At 43.7% G+C, this 277-nt stretch carries 1 protein-coding gene; it reads right to left on the bottom strand.

Translation table 11 applies throughout. From position 1 onward, the window contains the following. On the bottom strand, positions 1-245 hold a 245-nt coding region (locus NG901_RS16690), incomplete at its 3' end, for a response regulator (RefSeq protein WP_353847568.1). Between the last annotated feature and the right edge of the window lie 32 nt (positions 246-277).

A 277-nucleotide genomic window follows, 5' to 3' on the forward strand; every position in this document is an offset into this window, starting at 1 on the left:
GGTGCAATATGCGCAACTTGGTGTAACTGACTTAAATGTGTTTTCAGTACATCCAGGGTCAACGGTTTGAACAAACATAAGTTCATGCCGCAACTTAACCCTTTTTCACGTTCGTTAGCCTGTGCGTTGGCTGTAAGCCCCCAGATGGGTAAGGAAGAATTTTGCTCACGGAGTTTGCGAGTCAACTCAAAACCATCCATATTCGGCATATTAACGTCAGTAATAAGCAGATCATAATGTTGCATACTGACTTTGTGTAGCGCTTGCACACCATCAG

The sequence above is a fragment of the Clostridium sp. CMCC3677 genome (genome assembly GCF_023845585.1).
In the GTDB taxonomy this organism is placed as follows: domain Bacteria; phylum Bacillota; class Clostridia; order Clostridiales; family Clostridiaceae; genus Clostridium; species Clostridium aquiflavi.